This is a genomic window from Paractinoplanes rishiriensis (assembly GCF_016862375.1).
Taxonomy (GTDB): Bacteria; Actinomycetota; Actinomycetes; order Mycobacteriales; family Micromonosporaceae; genus Actinoplanes; species Actinoplanes rishiriensis.
This window is the reverse complement of sequence record NZ_BOMV01000005.1, coordinates 177,258-196,011: the sequence shown is the minus strand read 5'-3', so window position 1 is coordinate 196,011 and position 18,754 is coordinate 177,258. Positions and strand designations below refer to the sequence as shown.

General features: G+C 70.9%; 15 protein-coding genes. 6 read left to right on the top strand and 9 right to left on the bottom strand.

Going from position 1 to position 18,754, the window contains the following annotated elements; genetic code table 11:
* Positions 1 to 3 precede the first annotated feature (3 nt).
* The gene (locus tag Ari01nite_RS02885; RefSeq protein ID WP_203779081.1) at positions 4 to 1,587 is read left to right on the top strand and encodes a glycoside hydrolase family 13 protein; all 1,584 of its coding nucleotides are present in this window, start codon (positions 4 to 6) and stop codon (positions 1,585 to 1,587) included.
* 19 nt (positions 1,588 to 1,606) lie between these two features.
* Positions 1,607 to 5,137 carry a discoidin domain-containing protein gene (locus Ari01nite_RS02880; protein ID WP_203778952.1) on the top strand — a complete coding sequence of 1,177 codons (3,531 nt, stop codon included), beginning with the start codon at positions 1,607 to 1,609 and terminating at the stop codon, positions 5,135 to 5,137.
* 6 nt (positions 5,138 to 5,143) lie between these two features.
* Here Ari01nite_RS02880 and Ari01nite_RS02875 read toward each other — a convergent pair whose 3' ends face one another.
* The 3 genes from Ari01nite_RS02875 to Ari01nite_RS02865 form a co-directional block, all read right to left on the bottom strand.
* The gene (locus tag Ari01nite_RS02875) at positions 5,144 to 5,839 is read right to left on the bottom strand and encodes a nucleotidyltransferase domain-containing protein (RefSeq protein ID WP_203778951.1); all 696 of its coding nucleotides are present in this window, start codon (positions 5,837 to 5,839) and stop codon (positions 5,144 to 5,146) included.
* Between the two features lie 3 nt (positions 5,840 to 5,842).
* The gene (locus tag Ari01nite_RS02870; RefSeq protein ID WP_203778950.1) at positions 5,843 to 6,865 is read right to left on the bottom strand and encodes a Gfo/Idh/MocA family protein; all 1,023 of its coding nucleotides are present in this window, start codon (positions 6,863 to 6,865) and stop codon (positions 5,843 to 5,845) included.
* A 119-nt stretch (positions 6,866 to 6,984) separates the two neighbouring features.
* Entirely contained in the window at positions 6,985 to 7,947 is a 963-nt protein-coding gene (locus Ari01nite_RS02865) for a hypothetical protein (RefSeq protein ID WP_203778949.1), read from the bottom strand.
* A gap of 116 nt (positions 7,948 to 8,063) precedes the next feature.
* On the opposite strand from Ari01nite_RS02865, the gene Ari01nite_RS02860 reads away from it, so the two are divergent.
* The gene (locus tag Ari01nite_RS02860) at positions 8,064 to 8,888 is read left to right on the top strand and encodes a methyltransferase domain-containing protein (protein WP_203778948.1); all 825 of its coding nucleotides are present in this window, start codon (positions 8,064 to 8,066) and stop codon (positions 8,886 to 8,888) included.
* Here the strand turns inward: Ari01nite_RS02860 and Ari01nite_RS02855 are convergent.
* Positions 8,885 to 9,547 carry a YqeB family protein gene (locus Ari01nite_RS02855; RefSeq protein ID WP_239162428.1) on the bottom strand — a complete coding sequence of 221 codons (663 nt, stop codon included), beginning with the start codon at positions 9,545 to 9,547 and terminating at the stop codon, positions 8,885 to 8,887. The genes Ari01nite_RS02860 and Ari01nite_RS02855 overlap by 4 nt on opposite strands.
* A 108-nt stretch (positions 9,548 to 9,655) precedes the next feature.
* Here Ari01nite_RS02855 and Ari01nite_RS02850 point away from each other — a divergent pair, with 108 nt between their 5' ends.
* Complete coding sequence (locus Ari01nite_RS02850) at positions 9,656 to 10,828, top strand: sensor histidine kinase (protein WP_203778947.1); 1,173 nt, start codon at positions 9,656 to 9,658, stop codon at positions 10,826 to 10,828.
* Positions 10,801 to 11,484: a response regulator transcription factor gene (locus Ari01nite_RS02845; RefSeq protein WP_275410819.1), complete on the top strand. Its 684-nt coding sequence runs from the start codon at positions 10,801 to 10,803 to the stop codon at positions 11,482 to 11,484. The genes Ari01nite_RS02850 and Ari01nite_RS02845 overlap by 28 nt, the downstream gene beginning before the upstream one ends.
* Positions 11,485 to 11,530: 46 nt before the next feature.
* On the opposite strand, the gene Ari01nite_RS02840 is transcribed toward Ari01nite_RS02845, so the two are convergent.
* The 4 genes from Ari01nite_RS02840 to Ari01nite_RS02825 all read right to left on the bottom strand — a co-directional run bounded on the left by Ari01nite_RS02840 (position 11,531) and on the right by Ari01nite_RS02825 (position 16,435).
* Positions 11,531 to 13,009, bottom strand: coding sequence for a glycoside hydrolase family 130 protein (locus tag Ari01nite_RS02840; protein ID WP_203778946.1), 1,479 nt, complete (start codon positions 13,007 to 13,009; stop codon positions 11,531 to 11,533).
* 8 nt (positions 13,010 to 13,017) lie between these two features.
* Positions 13,018 to 14,100: a glycosyltransferase gene (locus Ari01nite_RS02835; protein ID WP_203779075.1), complete on the bottom strand. Its 1,083-nt coding sequence runs from the start codon at positions 14,098 to 14,100 to the stop codon at positions 13,018 to 13,020.
* 26 nt (positions 14,101 to 14,126) lie between these two features.
* Positions 14,127 to 15,275, bottom strand: a complete 1,149-nt coding sequence (locus Ari01nite_RS02830) for a glycosyltransferase (protein WP_203778945.1) — start codon at positions 15,273 to 15,275, stop codon at positions 14,127 to 14,129.
* A gap of 158 nt (positions 15,276 to 15,433) precedes the next feature.
* Complete coding sequence (locus Ari01nite_RS02825) at positions 15,434 to 16,435, bottom strand: glycosyltransferase family 4 protein (RefSeq protein WP_203778944.1); 1,002 nt, start codon at positions 16,433 to 16,435, stop codon at positions 15,434 to 15,436.
* A gap of 82 nt (positions 16,436 to 16,517) precedes the next feature.
* On the opposite strand from Ari01nite_RS02825, the gene Ari01nite_RS02820 reads away from it, so the two are divergent.
* Positions 16,518 to 18,221 (top strand): glycoside hydrolase family 13 protein, encoded by a 1,704-nt coding sequence (locus Ari01nite_RS02820; protein ID WP_203778943.1) that lies wholly within the window; start codon positions 16,518 to 16,520, stop codon positions 18,219 to 18,221.
* Between the two features lie 347 nt (positions 18,222 to 18,568).
* Here the strand turns inward: Ari01nite_RS02820 and Ari01nite_RS02815 are convergent, their stop codons facing one another.
* Positions 18,569 to 18,718 (bottom strand): hypothetical protein, encoded by a 150-nt coding sequence (locus Ari01nite_RS02815; RefSeq protein WP_203778942.1) that lies wholly within the window; start codon positions 18,716 to 18,718, stop codon positions 18,569 to 18,571.
* Between the last annotated feature and the right edge of the window lie 36 nt (positions 18,719 to 18,754).

The window sequence follows — 18,754 nt, the reverse complement described above, 5'->3', positions numbered from 1 at the left end:
CCTATTTCGGACCCTTCCCCGTGGTGGCGGGACGCGGTGATCTACCAGGTCTATCCGCGCAGCTACGCCGACGCGGACGGCGACGGCGTCGGCGACATCGCCGGCATCCGGGCCCGGCTGCCGCACCTCGCCGACCTCGGCGTGGACGCGATCTGGATGAGCCCCTGGTATCCGTCGCCGATGGCGGACGCGGGTTACGACGTGGCCGATTTCCGCGACATCGACCCGGTGTTCGGGACGCTGGCCGAGGCCGAGGCGCTCATCGCGGAATCACACGCGCTGGGCATCCGGATGATCGTCGACATCGTCCCCAACCACATCTCCAGCGCTCATCCGTGGTTTCAGGCGGCACTCGCCTCGCCCGCCGCGCCGGAGCGGGACTACTTCTGGTTCCGGCCGGGGCGCGGACCGGACGGCGCCGGGATGCCGACGGACTGGCGAGGGGAGTTCGGCGGCACGGCCTGGACCCGGGTCGACGACGGGGCCTGGTACCTGCATCTGTTCACGCCGGAGCAGCCCGACCTCAACTGGGACCACCCCGGCGTGCGGGCCGAGTTCGAGAGCATCCTGCGGTTCTGGTTCGACCGCGGGGTGGACGGGATCCGGATCGACTCGGCGGCGCTCCTGTTCAAGGATCCGGCGTTGCCCGAGGTCGTGGACGGCCGGCCGCATCCCTTCCACGACCTCGACGAGGTGCATTCGGTGTACCGGGCCTGGCGCCGGATCGCCGACTCCTACGGCGGTGACCGGGCGCTGATCGGCGAGGTGTGGATGCCGTCGGTCGAGCGGTTCGCGGCCTACCTGCGGCCGGACGAGTTGCACGCGGCGTTCAACTTCGACTTCCTCGGCTGCGCCTGGGATCCGGCGCTGATGCGGGCCTGCGTGGACCGGACCCTGGACGCGCACGCGGCGGTCGGCGCGCCGCCGACCTGGGTGCTGTCCAATCACGACGTGACCCGGCACGTCACCCGGTACGGCCGGACCGACACCACGTTCAGCTTCGACAACAACCTCGACGGCACCCCGGTCGACCTGGAACTCGGCACCAGGCGGGCCCGGGCGGCGGCTCTGCTGTCCCTGTCGCTGCCCGGCGCTACCTACATCTACCAGGGCGAGGAACTCGGGCTCTGGGAGAACGAGAACATCCCGCCGGCCGAATTCCAGGACCCGATGTGGGGGCGGCGCGGGCACAGCCGGGACGGGTGCCGGGTGCCGCTGCCGTGGAGCGGGAGCGAGCCGCCGTTCGGCTTCAGCAGTGCCACGCCCTGGCTCCCGCAGCCGCCGGAGTGGAAGGACCGGACGGTGCAGGCGCAGACCGGCGATCCGGCCTCGATGCTCGAGCTCTACCGGGAGGCGATCGCGCTGCGCCGCGCCGAACCCGCGCTGCACCACACCGCGATGACCTGGCTCGACGTCCAGCCCGCGGTGCTCGCCTACACCCGCGGCGCGGACTTCGCCTGCGTGGTCAACATGTCCGGCGCCGCGGTGGCGCTGCCGGGCCACGAGTCTCTCCTGCTCTCCAGTGGGCCGCTCGACGGCGACCTGCTCCCGCCGGACACCGCCGTCTGGCTGCGCCGTCAAACCTGACCGAAGGGACGCTCCCGCCATGTCCAGATTGTTCAGACGCCTGCTCGCCGTCACGGCAGCCGTCGCCGTCGTCCTCACCCCGTCCATCCCCGCGTCGGCCGCCGGTCCCAACCTGGCGGCCGGCAAGACCTTCAGCGCCAGCAGCAGCAACGACGTCTATGCGGCGGGAAACGCCGGGGACGGGAATGCCAGCACGTACTGGGAGAGCCAGAACAACGCGTTTCCGCAATGGCTCCAGGTCGATCTCGGGGTGGTTTCCCAGGTCAACCAGGTCGTGCTCAAGGTGCCGCCGGCGTGGGGTTCGCGGACTCAGACGCTTTCCGTTTCGGGCAGTAATGACGGGTCGTCGTTCTCCGTGTTGAAATCGAGCGGCGGCTATGTCTTCAATCCGTCCGGCGGGAATGTCGTGACCATCGATTTCCCCGCGGCCGGCGCCCGATTCGTCCGGGTGGTGGTCACCGGCAACACCGGGTGGCCGGCCGGGCAGATTTCCGAGCTTGAGGTGTACGGGCCGGCCAGTGGCGACACGCAGGCTCCCGGCGCGCCGGGGAATCTGGTCCTCACCCAGCCTGCTGCCGGGCAGATCCGGCTGACCTGGTCGGCATCGACCGACAACGTGGGCGTCACGGGATACGACGTGTACGCCAACGGCGGGCTGCGGACCAGCCTGGGCGCGGGGGTGCTCTCCTTTACCGACAGCCAGCCGGACTCTCTGACTGTCGCCTATTACGTGCGGGCTCGCGATGCGGCGGGAAACGTGTCGGCGCCGAGCAACACGGCTACCCGGAACGGGACCGGCGGAGGCTCGAACCTGGCACTCAACAAGCCGATTGAGGCGTCGTCGACCGTGCACACGTTTGCGGCCACCAACGCGAACGACGGCAATACTGCTTCTTACTGGGAGGGTGGTGGTTATCCGGCTACCTTGACGGTTCGTCTCGGTGCCAATGCCGCCCTGCAGCAGGTGGTGGTCAGGCTGAACCCGGACACGGCGTGGGGCGCTCGGCAGCAGACGTTTTCGATTCTGGGGCGGGAGCAGAGCGGGTCGGCCTTCACGACACTGGTCGGTCCGGCCACCTACAGCTTCAATCCGGCGTCGGGGAACACCGTGACCGTGCCGGTCAGTGGGGCCGTGGCGGATGTCCGGCTGTCTTTCACGGCCAATACCGGGGCGCCCAGTGGGCAGGTGGCGGAGTTCCAGGTTTTCGGGACCGCGGCGCCCAATCCGGACCTGACGGTTTCGGGAGTGTCGTTCTCGCCGACGGCGCCGGTGGAGACCGATGCGGTCACGGCGTCGGCAACTGTGCGCAACAGCGGCACCGGCGCGTCGGCGGCTTCGTCGGTTTCCTTCTATCTCGGGGACACCCGGGTGGGCACGGCGCCGGTGGGTGCGCTTGCCGTGGGTGCCTCGACTGCTGTTTCGGCGTCGATCGGGGCGCGGGATGCCGGCACCTATGCGCTGCGGGCCGTGGTCGACGAGGCCGGCCTGATCATCGAGACGAATGAGTCGAACAATTCCTCGTCGACCTCCCTCGTCGTCACGCCGGTCAGCAGCTCGGATCTGGTCGCGTCGGCGGTGACCTGGTCGCCGGGGAATCCGGCGGCAGGCAACACCGTGACCTTCTCGGTGACCCTGCGCAATCAGGGGTCAGCGGCGTCCGGATCGGGGTCACACGGCGTTACCGTGACTCTGCTCTCGGGGTCCACCGTGGTGCGCACGCTGACCGGTTCTTTCTCCGGCACCCTCGCCGCCGGCGCCTCCTCGCCGGTGATCAACATGGGGACGTGGACCGCGGTCAACGGCCGTTACACCGTGCGCACGGTGGTCGCGCCGGACAGTTCCGAACTGCCGGTCAAGCAGGGAAACAACACGACGGAGAAGCCGTTCTTCGTGGGCCGCGGCGCCAACATGCCGTACGACATGTACGAGGCCGAGGACGGCACGACCGGCGGTGGCGCCTCCGTGGTCGGGCCCAACCGCGCGGTCGGTGACCTGGCCGGCGAGGCCTCCGGGCGGCGGGCCGTCACGCTCAACCAGACCGGCGCGTACGTGCAGTGGACCAGCCGGGCCGCCACCAACACGATCGTCGCCCGGTTCTCCATTCCGGACGGCACCACCAGTTCCATCAATGTGTACGTGAACAATTCGCTCAACCGGACGCTGCCGCTCACCGCGAAATACGCGTGGCTGTACGGCAACGAGGCGGCGCCGCAGAACTCCGGAACCGGGCCGCGGCACATCTACGACGAGGCGAACATCATGCTGACCGGTTCGTTCCCGGCCGGCAGCACGATCAAGCTCCAGAAGGACGCGGCCAACTCGGGGAGCATCGCGATCGACTTCATCAACCTCGAGCAGGTCGCGCCGATCGCCAATCCCGATGCGGCGCGCTATGTGGTGCCGGCCGGTTTCGACCAGCAGTCGGTGCAGAACGCGCTGGACGCCGCCCGGCAGGACACCAGCAAGGCCGGCGTCTATCTCCCGGCGGGCGACTACCAGACCTCGAGCAAATTCCAGGTGTACGGCCGGTCCGTGCGCGTGGTCGGCGCGGGCCCCTGGTACACCCGGTTCCACACACCGTCCACCCAGACCGAGACGGACGCCGGTTTCCGCGCCGACGCGGGCGCCAACGGTTCGACGTTCGCCAATTTCGCGTTCTTCGGCAACTACACGATCCGGATCGACGGGCCGGGCAAGGTGTTCGACTTCCAGAACGTCAGCGGCATCACCATCGACAACATCTGGACCGAGCACGTGGTGTGCCTCTACTGGGGCGCCAACACCGACCGGATGACCATCAAGAACGCCCGGATCCGGAACACCTTCGCCGACGGCGTCAACATGACCAACGGCAGCACCGACAACCTGGTCGACAACAACGAGGCCCGGGCCACCGGTGACGACAGCTTCGCGCTGTTCTCCGCGATCGACGCGGGCGGCGCGGACGAAATCAACAACACGTACCAGAATCTGACCTCGATTTTGACCTGGCGGGCGGCCGGTATCGCGGTCTACGGCGGATATGCCAACACCTTCAAGAACATCTACATCGCCGACACCCTGGTCTACTCCGGAATCACGATCAGCTCGCTGGACTTCGGCTACCCGATGAACGGCTTCGGCGCCAACCCGCCCACGGTGTTCGACAACATCTCGATCGTCCGGGCCGGCGGCCATTTCTGGGGCGCGCAGACCTTCCCGGCGATCTGGCTGTTCAGCGCGTCGAAGGTCTTCCAGGGCATCCGGGTGAGCAACGTCGACATCGTCGACCCGACCTACTCCGGAATCATGTTCCAGACCCAGTACATCGGCGGCCAGCCGGTGAATCCGATCCGCGACACCACCTTCACGAACGTCACGATCAGCGGCGCCCGCAAGAGCGGTGACGCATACGACGCCAAATCCGGATTCGGCATCTGGGCCAACCCGATGCCGGAAGCGGGCCAGGGGCCGGCGGTGGGCTCGGCGACCTTCACCAACCTGCAGTTCGCCAACAACTACCGGGACATCGAGAACCCCACCAGCACATTCACCATCGTCCGTAACTAAGGCAGGTCAGGTGGCGTGATACCCGGCGGTCAGGCGGCCGCCGACCCGGGCGAGCACCTCGTCGGCGGCGGCCGTCAGATCGCCGGGGTCACCCTCGGCGACGGCCCGGCGGTGGGCGGCCAGGAGGCGGTCGGCCACCGCCGGGTCGTGGTCGCGCAGCCGGCGGACCAGCCACTTGCCGCGGCCCAGCCACCGGCGGTCGGCCAGCAGCGCCAACTCGGCGGCGGCGACCAGGACGATCCCGGCGATCGCGTCGCGCTCGCCGGGATCGGTGGCGTCGGCCAGGTCGTCCAGGCCGTCGGTCAGGGCGTAGCGGCGCCGGGCCAGTTCGGCCGGGGTCAGCGCGGGCGCGCCGGCGGCCAGGAAGGCGGTGGCCTCGTCGCGGAGGGCGGCGGCGGCCTCGGCGCCGGTCAGGGTGATGCCGTACGCGCACATGTCGGCCAGCGTGTTGCGCCGCTCGGCGGCCTCCCGCACCCAGCACAACCGGGTCGACTCGGGGGTCTGCACGAACAACTCGACCAGCCGGCCGTCCAGTCGGAGCGTCTCGCGGTAGGGCGCCGGCGGCCCGTCCAGGATCACCACGATGTCCAGGTCGGACGTTGCGGTGGCGGTGCCGCGGGCGGTGCTGCCGGCCAGCAGCGTCAGGCGTGCGTCGGGGAACCGGGCGCGGACCAGGTCGCGGGCGGCGGCTGCGGCATCCACGCGTTACAGGCGGACGGCCTCGCCGGTGCGGGCGCTCTGGCGGGCCGCGTCCAGGACGGCCATGGCGCGCAGCGTGTCGGCGGGGTCGACCGGAACCAGAGCGTCGCCCCGGACCGCATGGGCGAAGGTGGGGTAGTACGTGTCCCACCGGCCGCGTTCGGTGCGGATGGGTGCGCTGGTCTCGCCGCGGTAGAGGCGGCCGCAGAGGTGCTCCTGCTCGATGCCCCAGCGCTCGCCGAGATCGGCGGGGGACTTGCCGGCCTTGAGCACCGCCTCCTGGCCGTCGATGCCGTCGATGATGTACGTGCCGGTCGTGCCGGTGACCCGGAAACGCGGGCCCGGGGCGGCCTGGCGCCAACTGCCCCACAGGTGCGACTCGACGCCGCCGACGTGGTGCAGGGCCACGAAGAAGTCGTCGTCCAGGTCACCGCTGCCGCGCATCTCGGCGTACACCCGCTGCGCCGGGCCGTGCAGCAGCAGAGCCTGATCGACCAGGTGTGATCCGAAGTCGAGCAGGGTGCCGCCGCCGGCGGCGGGTGGCTTGCGGTCCGGTGCCCAGCGCTCGAAGCGGGACTCGAAGCGGCGGACCGCGCCCAGGGTGCCGTCCTTGATGAGCTTGCGGACGGTCAGCAGGTCGGAGTCGAGGCGGCGGTTCTGATAGACGCTGAGCAGGACGTCGGCCTCGCGCGCGGCCTGGACCACCGAGCGGGCCGAGGCGCAGTCCATCGCGAACGGCTTGTCGACCACCACGTGCAGGCCGAGTGCGATCGCCTCCTTGGCCAGCGGAGCGTGGGTGGCCGCGGGCGTGGAGATCGCGACCGCCTCGGCGCCGGCCTCGGCCAGCGCGGCGATCGAGTCGAAGGCGCTCAGCTTGGGCCGCTCGTCGGCCAGTTCCTTGCGGCGCTCGGGCGATTTCGTGACGACGCCGAGGAATTCGACGTTTTCCGCGGACGCCAGCAGGGGTGCGTGAAAGATCCGCCCGCCCGCGCCATAACCGACTAGCCCGAACCGTACCGCGTTGCTCATCCCGAAAGCGTCCCACACAACGCCCACCGACGCCGATGAAGCCCGGCGGGGTGTGCGCGCTTTACTCCAGCGGCTGCTTACTCCAGCGGCTGCCTTCCTCGGCCGGCTGCCCGTCGGCTCTACTCCGCCGGCTGCCCGCCGGTCGCGCCGGTGCCGGTGCTTGCCGGCCGCACCCGGATGCCGGCCGCGCGCAGCGCAGACCGGGTGGCTGCGGCGGTGGGTCGCCAGACCTCGTCCCGCACCCAGAGCCTCGACCGCCGCGCCGCGCTGCCCAACGCGCGGACGGCAGCGACGGCCGGTCGCAGCGCCCATCGGTGGATCAGCCGGCCGGCGCCGCGCACCGCCACCCCGATCGGGTGAAGCAGCCAGCGGTATCCGGCCCGCGCCACCCACCCGACGCCGGTGACGAGCGGCCGGATCACCCACCGGACGCAGGCCTGGCCCGCCCAGAGCACGGCGTCGGCGATAGGCCGGAGCACCCATCTGACCGACATCTCGCCGATCCACCGGAGGCCGGCCCCGACCGGCCGGAGCAGCCACCGCACTCCGCCGGCGATGCCCCGGACGGCGGCCGCCGCCAGTCGCCAGGCCCAGCCCGCCGGAATGACGATGAGGTAGCGGGCGATCCAGCCGACCGGAATGACGATGAGGTAGCGCCAGGCCCAGACCGCCGGGTTGGCGATCAGGTAGCGCCCGATCCAGGCGGCCGGAGTGACGATCACGTGGCGCCAGGTCCAGGTGATCGGGGTGACGATCACGTTGCGCCAGGTCCAGGCGATCGGGGCGACCAGGACATATCGCCAGAACCAGGCGCCCGCGGTGGCGAGGTGACCGCCCAGCCAGGTGAGCCGGCGCCAGATCCAGGTGGCCGGCGCTACCACGAGGTGGTGGGCCAGCCAGGCCAGCGGGATCACCACCAGGTGCTGCCACAGCCAGGCCAGGGGGACGACCACGCCGCGGTGCAGCAGCGTCGGCAGCAGGCGGAGGGCCTCCCAGGCCAGGCGTAGCGGCAGCACCACGACCACCGCCACCGCTCGCAGGGGCCAGCGCAACCAGGTGGGTACCTGCGGATCGGTCGTCATCAGCCGGAAACGGTAACCGACCCGGACAACGCCGGTTTGTGCGACCAGTGATCCTTCCTGTCGGATGAGTGACCGCGGCCAGCGGGAGGACGGTTCGGCGGGTAAATATTTGGCCCATGAAGCCCGCGCAGATCGAACGCACCCCCTGGGCCGACCTCGACAGCCAGCCGAGCGAGATGACCGCCATGCTGGTGGCGGCGCTCGAGTCGATGGGCCGTCATCCGGAGATCCGCCGGGTGCGGGAGACCGCGATGGCCGCGATGCGTCCGCAACCGGGTGAGCGGCTGCTGGACGCCGGCGCGGGTGCGGGTGACGTGGCCCGGCGGCTGGCCGCCGCGGTGGGGCCGACCGGCGAGGTGCTCGCGCTGGACCATTCCGCCGCCACGACCGCGGCCGCTCTCCGGCGGCACGACGGCAGCAACGTGCGCTACCTGACCGGCGACGTCTCGGCGATCGACCTGCCGGACGACACCGTCGACGGGGTCTGGTGCGAGCGGGTGCTCCAGCACGTCGACGACGCCGACGCGGCGATCACCGAGCTGATCCGGGTGACCCGGCCCGGCGGGCGGCTCTGCCTGGTCGACACCGACTGGACGTCGCTCGCGTTCGACGGCGTGCCCGGCCGGCTCGCCCGGACGATCGTGGCGGACATGCACGGGCGGCTCACCCCGCGGCAGCGCGACATGGGCCGGTCGCTGCGCCGCCGGCTCGTCTCGCAGCGGCTCGCCCAGGTCACCGCGACGCCGGTGACCTGCCTGTTCGGCGACCCGGCCTCGGCCGCCGTGGTGCTGCCGATGGTCAACCCGAACGTGCCGGCCGACGCGTGGACGACGGCTCCGGGCGTACGGGATGCTTGGTTTTCCGATGTTGAATCTGCCGGTGCCCGGGGTGACTTCCTCGCGGTGCTGACGATCTGGGTGGTGACCGGCACGCTCGATTAACCGTCGGCGTGCCGCCAGTACTGCCGCTTGCCCTCGTCGCGCACCACGAAGCCCAGCCTCGCCAGTTCCGAGCGCAACTCCCGCTTGTCGGTGTCGTCGCCGGACTCCAGCGCCTTCTGCCGGGCGGCCAGCAGCGCGTGTGCGGTGGCCGGCAGGTCGGGCAGGTCGGGCACCCAGCGCTGGTAGGCGTCGCGGTACGGGTCGTGGTCGGCCCACTCGATGCCGTTCGCGGTGAAGGCCGCCCGCAACCGGTGCCTGGACAGGTGGGACGGCTCGCGGGCCAGCTCGCGCCCGGTGCGGCCGAGCAGCACCAGCTGGTCGCGGTCCGGGAAGGCGACGGCGACCTCGCGCCGGGCGACGGTGCTCGTGGTGCCGGGGCGGGTCAGCACCACCTCGGCCGGATCGATCCGCACGGTGAGCGACTCGCGGTCGCCCAGGCCGGCCAGCACCAGGCCGATCACGGCGCCGACGCCGACCGCGAGGACGGTGCCGAGCGGCTCGGGCAGCTCCCGGATGAACCGGAACGGTCCCGGCAGCGGCAGCCAGGCGATCACCCGGATGGCCAGGTAGAGCAGCCCCGCGCCGGCCAGCGGCAGGCCGAGCCACACCAGCACCCGGGCCCACCAGGGGGTCGGCACCGTCGTCGTCTGTTCGAACACGCTGCCGATCCTTCGCCGGGGTCGCACCGGCGCGATACCTACCGAAGGCGATGACCCGTAGACCAAAGTCGAATACCCGCCGCGACCGCCCGCCGGTAGCGTCGAGACATGGCACGCCAACGGCCGGCCCGGTCCTGGCTGCTGGAGATCTCTCTGGCGGCCTGCGCCACCCTGCTCGGGCTCTTCTTCGTGCACGAGACGGTCTCGCAGGACGCCGAGGGCGCTCCGATCGTGGTCGAGGCGGTGGCCGGCGCCCTCTCGTTCGCCGGCCTCGTTCTGTTCCGGCGCAGCCACCCGGTCGCGCTGACGCTGGCGCTGATCCCGTTCGGCATCCTGCTCGGCATGCCGATGGGTGCCACGCCGTTCGCCCTGTTCGCGGTCGGCCTGCACCGGGCGGCCCGGGTGACGATCGCGCTGGCCACCCTGCACGCCACGGCCACCGCGGTGATCTACTACCTGGCGCTCGGCGCCGGCCGGGTATACTACGAGTCCGTCGCCTTCCTGGTGCTGCTGCACGTCAGCGCGATCGCGGTCGCCATGCTCATCCGGTCCCAGCGCCAGCTGGTCGCGTCCTGGGCCGAGCGGGCCCGGCAGGCCGAGGAGGGCCAGCGGCTGCGCATCGAGCAGGCCCGGCTCGCCGAGCGCGAGCGCATCGCCGGCGAGATGCACGATGTGCTCGCGCATCGCGTTTCGCTCCTGGCGGTGCATGCGGGGGCATTGGAGGTACGCCGGGACGCCTCGCCCGCCGAGCGCGAGGTGGCCGGGGTGATCCGCCAGTGTGCCCACGACGCGCTGGAAGACCTGCGCATGCTGATCGGCATGGTCCGGGCGCCGGCCGACGACCATCCGCAGCCCACCCTCGACGACGTGCCCGCGCTGGTCGAGCAGTCCCGGTCCACCGGCACCGAGATCGGCCTCTCCCTGGGCGGCGGCGAGCCTCTGGGCGGCGGCGAGCCGGCCGTGCCGGCGCCGCTGGGCCGGCACGCCTACCGGATCGTGCAGGAGGCGCTGACGAACGCGCGCAAGCATGCGCCCGGCGCCCCGGTTCTGGTCGACATCGACGTGCAGGCCGGCAAGGGCCTGACCGTGCGGATCGACAACGCCCTCGCGACGGACGGCGCCCGGGTCCGGCCGGCCGGCGGTGTGTTGCCCGGGGCCGGTGCGGGGCTGGCCGGGCTGCGGGAGCGGATTCAGCTGTTGGGCGGGCAGCTCGAGCACGGGCCGACCGCGGCCGGCAACTTCCACCTGCGCGCGTGGCTGCCGTGGCCGACAGCGACCTGAGTGAGCGGCGCCCGGTCCGGGTCCTGCTCGTCGACGACGATCCGCTGGTGCGGATGGGGCTGTCGATGATGCTGGGGGAGTTCGACGAGATCGAGGTGGTCGGCTCGGTCGAGGACGGGCGCGAGGTGGTGGGCGCCGTCAACAGTCACCGGCCGGATGTGGTGCTGATGGACATCCGGATGCCGGGGACGGACGGGCTGACCGCGACCGAGGTGGTGCGGGCGCGCCGGGATCCGCCGGCGGTCATCGTGCTCACCACCTTCGACACCGACGAGCACGTCCGGCGGGCCATCCGGGTCGGGGCCAGCGGCTTCCTGCTCAAGCACACCAAGCCGGACGAGATCGCGCGTGCCGTGTGCCGGGCCGCCGCGGGCGAGCCGGCCTTCACGCCGTCGGTGCTGCGGCAGGTGATGGGCTTCGTGGCGGCCGTCGACGACGACCCGGGCCGGGAGCGGGCGCGGGCCGCGCTCGACCGGCTCAGTCCCAGCGAGCGCGACGTGGCCCGGCTGATCGCGGACGGCCGCACCAACCAGGAGATCGGGGCCGAGCTGCTGATGAGCACGGCGACGGTCAAGGCGTACGTGACCCGGATCTTCACCAAGCTCGAGATGACCAACCGGGTGCAGGTGGCGGTCCTGGTCCACGAGTCCCGTTGACCAGCGGTGCCCGCCGCGGCCGACCGCAGCGGGCACCGAGCGCGACTCAGTAGCCGGTCGGGACCATCCGGCTCAGCAGCGTGTCCAGCGCGATGCTGGCGAAGCCCACCCGCACGTCGCTGGCGCCGTACGGGAGCCAGAACCGGCCGTCGTGCACCAGGCCGCCGCAGGAGTAGAGCACGTTCGGGACGTAGCCCTCCCGCTCGATGTCATCCGGGTCGAGCAGACCCTCGGGCAGGTCGGCGATCACGCGTTCCGGGTTTTCCAGGTCGAGCAGCATGGCGCCGATCGCGTAGCGGCGCATCGGGCCGACGCCGTGGGTCAGGACCAGCCAGCCGGCCTCGGTCTCCACCGGGGAGCCGCAGTTGCCCACCTGGATCAGGTCCCAGCCGCGGTGCGGGACCAGCAGCGGCACCGCCTGCTGCCAGCGGTGCTGTTCGTCGCGGACGCTCAGGCCCAGGGTCTCGCCGTCCGAGCGGCACAGGGCCAGCTTGCGGCCGCCCACATACCTCGGGAACAGCGCCATGCCCTTGTTCCGGGCGGCCGGTCCGTGCAGCTGGGTCACCTCGAAGTGCCGCATGTCGCGGCTGAAGATGACCCGGCCGGAGATGTGCCGGCCGTCGTAGGCGGTGTAGGTGGCCTGGTAGGCGAGGCGGCCGTCCGGGTCGAGCACCTGCACGAAGCGGGCGTCCTCCATGCCGTTGGTCTCGGCCCGGGTGGCCGGCCACATCACCCGCTGGTGCAGCGGCACCGTGCACGGGAACGTCACCGCGTAGTCCTCGCCCACGATGTGCCGGATCCGGTCCAGCGTCTCCTGGGTGGTCGGCCGGGCCAGCAGCTCGGCCGGCACGTGCCCGATGACGTCCTCGAACTCCTCGTCGGTGAAGCGTTCCGGCAGGGCCGAGATCACGTACGCCGACGCCTCGTTGTCGATCTCCTCGTCGATCATGGCGGCGGACAGCTGGAACCGCATGTGCACGGCGCCGACGCGCTGGCCGATCATCAGCGGACCGGTGCGGTCCTCCATCCGGATCCGGTCACCGGGGCCGAGGATCGCCGAGCAGAAGCCGATCGACGAGATGTGCCCCTCGCCGATCTGCCGCAGGCTGATCCCCACCCGCAGCTCGCCGTCCTCGAGGCCGGCCTGGTCGGGGTGCGGCACCATCGACGGGTTGCAGAGTGCCGCGGCCTCGACCGAGTACTCGTGGCTGAAGTAGGCGCCGATCAGCGTGCGCGCCGTCGGCGACAGCTCGATCTCCGGCGGGACCCGGTGCTGCACCAGTTCGTAGTGGTGCTGGAAGACCGACAGCAGGTCGTGGTGCCGCCCGGCGAACCGGGTCAGCACCTCGTCGAGCAGCCGTGCGGTTTCCGCCTCGTCGAGTTGTAGGATGCGCTCGATCAGGCTGGATGCCCGGTTCTGCACCATCTGGGCGTCTTCGCCGGGCACGAACAGCTTGATCACCACGCGCCGGTCGTCCGGCTCCATGACGATGTCGTGCCGTGTGATGAAGGTTTGTGAATTCATGGTTGCGGTCACGCTAGGCCGCCTGACGGTCGGGTCGCGCTCCGGGTCGCCAACGTGCGGGCGTGCTGCATGGTGGAGACCAGCGCGAGGGTGGATTCGGCTCCTTGGTTCAGATTAGGACCATTAGTCGTCAATCCGTCATAACATCCGCCGGTTAGGGGGTCGTACATCACCGTCTGGCCGTCGTTGTCACCCAGGAACCAGGCGATCGCCCGGAAGAGCGGCTGCTCCCAGCGCTCGTCGCCGGTGATCGCCGCCGCGGTGGCGCACGCATCGGCGGTGGCGGCCGCCTCGATCGGCTGCTGGTCGAACCGGTGCTTCTCCACCCCGGGCCGCCAGCCGCCCACCGGCACCGTCGACAGGTGCCCGTCCCGGTCCTGCTCCCGGCACAGCCAGGCGAGCATCCGCAGGCCGGCCCGCAGCCGCGGCTCGTCGCCGAGCAGGTCGCCGGCCGCGATCACCACCTCGGCCAGGGTCGGGTTCGCGTAGGTCAGCTCCGGCCCCGGCCACACCCAGCCCGGGTCGTCGCCGGGCACGCCGACCGAGGCGGCCGCGGCACCGAGCAACTCGGCGGCGTCCGCGGCGCGCGGGTCCGAGCGGAGCACCTCGGCCGCGCCGAGTCCGGCGTACGCCATCGCCCTCGGCCACGGTGAGCGTTGCCGCGCACCCTGCCGGAACGCACCGAGCGCCTCGCGCCGGATCCAGGGCACCGTCGAGCGCGCGGCGGCCGTGCCCAGTCCCCACATGGCGCGTCCCCACCAGTCGCCGAGACCGGGCTCGTCCTGCCAGTGCCGGTCGTAGCTCATCCGGTTGCGGAACGCGCCGTCCGGGCCCTGCGCGTGGGTGAGGAACGCCAGGTAGCGCTCGGCCAGCTCGACCACCTGCGCGGTCGGCCGCGGTTCCCGGCTGGCCACCAACAGGCCGCGCGCCACGTCGTCGACGCAGTAGCCGTGCTCGCGCCGGACGATCGCGTTGCGGGCGTGCTCGAGCAGCCCGGTGTCGTCGGAGAGCCGCGCGATGTGGCTCCAGCTGGGTGCCGGCGCGTCGGCGAGCTGAATGGGCGGCGGTACGAGCCGCAGGCCGGCGGTCACGCGGCCCCCTTCCTCTCGCACGGAGCTCATGCGGGAACCGACGCCGCGACCGGCGCGCGCTCGGTGATCAGCTTGCCGGCCAGAGCCTGGTAGCGCGCGGCCACCGCGGGCCAGCGCAGCGTCGGCCCGCCGGCCAGGCCGGTGAGGCGCCCGGCGATCCCGGGCTCGGCGAGCAGGTGCCGGATCGCGGCGGCCATGCCTTCCGGATCCTGATGGGGTACGAGCAGCCCCGGCCCGTCGGCGAGCAGCTCGACCGCGTGCGGGAACTCGGTCGCCACCACCGGGACGCCGGCGCCGACCGCCTCGATCAGCACGCCCGAGGTGACCTGCTCGGTGGAGTCGTAGGGCAGCACCACCACGTCGGCCGAGCAGATCAGCCGGGACAGCTCCGCCTGGTCGAGGTAGACGTCGAGCCAGCGGACGTCGTCGGTCACCCCGAGTTCGCCGGCGAGAGCTTTCAACGAGTCCCGGTACGCGTCCCCGAACTGCTCCAGCACCTTGGGGTGGGTGCGGCCGGCCACCGTATAGACCGGTGCCGGGTGCCGGTCGCCGAGCAGGGCGAGCGCGCGCAGCGCCCACTCGATGCCCTTGCCCGGCCCGAGCAGCCCCCAGGTGAGCAGGTGCGGCCGGTCGTGGTCCTCGCGCGGCGCGCCGTCGTGGCTGCCGGCGCCGTGCGGGATCACCGAGATCTTGCGCGGGTCCACCGCGTAGCCGGCCGCCAGGCGCTGCCGGGCGGTGTCGGTCATGGTCACCACGGCCTCGGCGGTGGCTGCGATCCGCTCCAACACCTGCCGCTGCAGCGGGTCGGGGTGGCTGAGCACGGTGTGCAGCACCACGATGGCCGGCACCTTGAGGGCGCGCAGCAGCGGCAGCACCTCGGCGCCGGCGTCGCCCGGGTAGATGCCGTACTCGTGCTGAATGATCGCGGCGTCGAACCGGTTGAGCGCGTTGGCGGCGGCGGCCCACCCGCCGGGCGTGTCGGTGTGCCACGTGTGCACGACGCGCGGTGCGGCCCGGTCGAGTTCGATCCCGCCGCTGACGTTGTCGCCGGCGAGCAGCCGGACCACACCGGCGCCGCCGGTGGCATTCAGTTGGGTGGCCAGTGCCGCATTGAATGTCGCCAAACCGCATTGAGTGGGCGGGTATGTGCTCAGAAAGCCGTAGGTGGCGGGCATGACAGGGCCTTTCTTTCTCCGCGGCTGCCTCCCCGCAGCACGACTCACCGCGCGCGGAGGAAGAGTTTCGGCCCGCGCGCAAACGCCATTGCGACGCCCCGGGAAATTGCCCGGTTTAACGTGCAATTCACATTGCGACGTTAACAAGACCCGCCTATTCAGCTGATGATTTTTCGGTAAATCGTCATGTAGTCGTCAACCATGCGTCCGGCCGAGAACCGCTCCCGGGCGCGGCGGGCGCAGGCGGCCCGGTCGAGCGTCGCGATCGACGCCACGGCGCCGACCGCTTCGTCCACGTCCGCGACCAGGCGTCCGGTCACGCCCTCGTCGACCACTTCCGGCATGGATCCTTTCCGGTACGCGATCACCGGCGTCCCGCAGGCCATCGACTCGACCACCGACAACCCGAACGGCTCGGCGAACCGGATCGGGTGCAGCAGAGCCGCGCCGGAACCGAGGATGCGGCCCCGGTCGGCGGGCCCCACCGAGCCCAGGTAGACCACCCGGTCGCCGTCGATCCGCGGCTCGATCAGTTCGGTGAAGAAGGACCGGTCCTGCACGATCCCGCAGATGATCAGCCGCCGGCCGGCCCGCCGCGCGATCTCGATGGCCAGGTCGGTGCCCTTGTCCGGGTGGATCCGGCCGAACAGGATCAGGTCGTCCCCGCCGTCCGGATCGACCGGCAGGCCGTCCAGGTCGATGCCGTGGTGCACGGTGGCCAGGTAGTCGAGGTCCGGCGAGCGGTCGGCGTCCGAGATCGAGACGAAGTGCGACCGGCTGCGGCGGTACGCGGGCAGGATGTTCGGCCCGGAGAAGCCGTGGATCGTGGTGAGCATCGGCGCCGCGCAGTGCCGGTCGAACGCCAGCGGCAGCCAGTCCAGGTGGTTGTGCACCAGGTCGAACTCGGCGGACCGGGAGAGCGCGTGGCTCACGTGCAGTGCCTCGTAGACCCGGCCGTCGATCTCCGGTGTCTCCTCGTAGCCGCTCGGGCTGACCCCGTCCAGGGTGGCCTTGGTGATCGAGTCCAGGGTGGCGAACAGCGTGACCTCGACGCCGCGCTCGGCCAGCCCTTCGGCGAGCAGGCTGGTGATCAGTTCCCAGGGTCCGTAGTGCACCGGCGGCGTTCGCCAGGCGACCGGTCCCAACAACGCCACCTTCATGACAAATACCGCGAATCGGTGATTAGCACGTGATCAGTATGCCCGCGGGTTTAGCCCGGCGTTCTCGTGTTAGCTAAGACGCATGACCGACCTGTGGTGGAAAAGTGCCGTGGTTTACCAGATCTACCCCCGCAGCTTCGCCGACTCCGACGGCGACGGCATGGGCGATCTGCGCGGTGTCATCAACCACCTCGATCACTTGGCCGAGCTGGGCGTCGATGTGATCTGGTTGTCGCCGATCTACCAGTCGCCGCAGGACGACAACGGCTACGACATCAGCGACTACCAGCAGATCGATCCGCTCTTCGGCGACCTGGAAGCCTTCGACGAGTTGCTGGCCGGCGTCCACCACCGGGGCATGAAGCTGATCATGGACCTGGTGGTGAACCACAGTTCCGACGAGCACCAGTGGTTCGCGGAGAGCCGGTCCAGCCGGGACAATCCGAAGCGGGACTGGTACTGGTGGCGGCCCGCCCGTCCCGGTATGGAACCCGGCACGCCCGGCGCCGAGCCGACCAACTGGGGCTCGGTCTTCGGCGGTTCGGCCTGGCAGTTCGACGAGAAGACCGGCGAGTACTACCTGCACCTGTTCTCGGTGAAGCAGCCCGACCTCAACTGGGAGAACCCCGAGGTCCGGGAGGCCGTGTACGCCATGATGCGCTGGTGGCTCGACCGGGGCGTGGACGGCTTCCGGATGGACGTCATCAACATGATCTCCAAGGACGTGACCCTCCCGGACGGCCCGGTCCAGGCCGGCGCCTCGTACGGCGACGGCTCGGCGGGCTTCCTGAACGGCCCTCGCAACCACGAGTTCCTGCACGAGATGTACGAGCAGGTCTTCGCCGGCCGCAAGGAGTCGCTGCTCACCGTCGGCGAGATGCCCGGCGTCACGGTCGACGAGGCGATCAAGTTCACCGACCAGAGCCGCGCCGAGGTCGACATGGTCTTCCAGTTCGACCACGTCTGGGCCGACCGGGGCCCCGACCCGTGGCAGCTCGTACCGCTGAAACTGACCACGCTCAAGGGCATCTTCGGCCGCTGGCAGGCCGGCCTCGCGCAGGTGGGCTGGAACAGCCTTTACTGGAACAACCACGACCAGCCCCGCGTGGTGTCCCGCTACGGTGACGACGGCCCCGACTTCCGCGCGGCGTCGGCCAAGATGCTCGGCACGGTGCTGCACCTGCACCGCGGCACGCCGTACATCTACCAGGGCGAGGAACTGGGGATGACGAACTACCCGTTCCGCTCGATCGACGAGTTCCGCGACATCGAGGCGCTGGGCCAGTTCAGCCAGGCCACCGAACGCGAGGGCCGCACCCCCGACGAGGTCCTGACGGTCCTGCGGGCCCGCGGCCGCGACAACGCGCGAACCCCGATGCAGTGGGACGACTCCCCGCACGCCGGATTCACCACCGGCACCCCATGGCTGGCGGCCAACCCGAACTACTCCGTCATCAACGCCGCCGCCGACCGGGCAGACCCCGACTCGGTCTTCCACTACTACCGCAAGCTGATCGACCTGCGACACACCGAGCCGGCCGTGGTCAACGGCGACTTCACGATGCTGCTGCCCAACGACGAGCGCTTGTACGCCTACACCCGCCGCCTGGCCGACACGGAACTCCTGGTGATAGGCAACTTCTCCGCCGAGACCGTACGAGCCGGCATCCCCGGCGCCGCATCCTGGTCGTCAGCCGAGGTGCTCCTCTCGAACGCCTCGACCCCACCCGCCGACCTCACCATGGGCCCGTGGCAGGCAGTCGTCTACCGCCGCCGGCACGGCTGACGCTCAGGGAGCGTCCGGCAGCAGCATCCGCGCATAGATCGCGTCTTCCTGGTGCTCGCCGCGTTGTCGATGTCTGTTGCACTGCGCTTCCTGCGGCGTGCACTGGCGCCGGTCGTCGCCATGGTGCGTGCGATTACCGCGGTGGCCGTGGTCGCCTTCGCGATCGGCCCGAACAGCGCGAGGACCTCGCTCGCGTGGTGGCCGCCTGCGACAGTTCCCGCCGGCTGCGGGTCTGCCCGGCGCTGCGGCTGGCGGCCGCAGCGCCGGGCAGGGGGTTGGTAACGGTCCCTGAAAGGGGGTGCCGCTCGCGGTTCGGGGCCGGCCCGACCGCGAGCGGCACGCGCCGGTCAGCCTGCGGTGATGCTGTCCCATGAGTAGGCGAGCAGGGCGAACGCCGCGCCCAGCAGCGCCAGGCTGAAACCGCGGGCCGGAATTGGCAGGGCAGCCAGGACCAGCAAGATGACCGCGATGAGATAGAAGACGCCCTGAATGGACATTGTCGCTCCTCGATCCGTGGGGATGGCGGCGATCGA

Excerpts from the sequence above, each read along its gene's own strand:
- Ari01nite_RS02815 (WP_203778942.1), bottom strand. The coding sequence starts at position 18,718 with ATGTCCATTCAGGGCGTCTTCTATCTCATCGCGGTCATCTTGCTGGTC.
- Ari01nite_RS02880 (WP_203778952.1), top strand. The coding sequence starts at position 1,607 with ATGTCCAGATTGTTCAGACGCCTGCTCGCCGTCACGGCAGCCGTCGCC.
- Ari01nite_RS02830 (WP_203778945.1), bottom strand. The coding sequence starts at position 15,275 with ATGCCCGCCACCTACGGCTTTCTGAGCACATACCCGCCCACTCAATGC.
- Ari01nite_RS02850 (WP_203778947.1), top strand. The coding sequence starts at position 9,656 with ATGGCACGCCAACGGCCGGCCCGGTCCTGGCTGCTGGAGATCTCTCTG.
- Ari01nite_RS02820 (WP_203778943.1), top strand. The coding sequence starts at position 16,518 with ATGACCGACCTGTGGTGGAAAAGTGCCGTGGTTTACCAGATCTACCCC.
- Ari01nite_RS02865 (WP_203778949.1), bottom strand. The coding sequence starts at position 7,947 with ATGACGACCGATCCGCAGGTACCCACCTGGTTGCGCTGGCCCCTGCGA.
- Ari01nite_RS02825 (WP_203778944.1), bottom strand. The coding sequence starts at position 16,435 with ATGAAGGTGGCGTTGTTGGGACCGGTCGCCTGGCGAACGCCGCCGGTG.
- Ari01nite_RS02870 (WP_203778950.1), bottom strand. The coding sequence starts at position 6,865 with ATGAGCAACGCGGTACGGTTCGGGCTAGTCGGTTATGGCGCGGGCGGG.
- Ari01nite_RS02840 (WP_203778946.1), bottom strand. The coding sequence starts at position 13,009 with ATGAATTCACAAACCTTCATCACACGGCACGACATCGTCATGGAGCCG.
- Ari01nite_RS02860 (WP_203778948.1), top strand. The coding sequence starts at position 8,064 with ATGAAGCCCGCGCAGATCGAACGCACCCCCTGGGCCGACCTCGACAGC.